The 308-nt window shown below is 33.8% G+C and carries 1 protein-coding gene; it reads right to left on the minus strand.

Features of this window, described 5'->3' with window-relative positions; all coding sequences use genetic code 11:
* Positions 1–308: cysteine peptidase family C39 domain-containing protein (locus B2X73_RS01765; RefSeq protein WP_291095609.1), on the minus strand; the 308-nt coding region annotated here is incomplete at both ends.

Raw genomic sequence — 308 nt, forward strand, 5'->3', positions numbered from 1 at the left:
CGTTTAGGACGCAAGTGATAGAACCATTTAGTTTTTTCCTTTGTTAATCGTTGTTTTACTTTAACAAATGTTTCATTAGGAGATAGAATTACAGCGCTTTTACTTAACCACAGTTTAGATAATTCTCTTGTTGAGTAGAGTTTGATCCCATTGTCGGGATCGCCTAGAATAATGAGGTCTTTATTGGAGATATGACCTAAATATACCATATAATGAAAACCAAGTCCATCTATAAATAGGTGAAGTATGCAAGGTACAGTCTGTTTTGAAAGATATTCGATATCCATCTCATAACCATCTGCTTCAAA

The organism is Empedobacter sp. UBA7252 (genome assembly GCF_002472765.1).
GTDB classification, from domain to species: Bacteria; Bacteroidota; Bacteroidia; order Flavobacteriales; family Weeksellaceae; genus Empedobacter; species Empedobacter falsenii_B.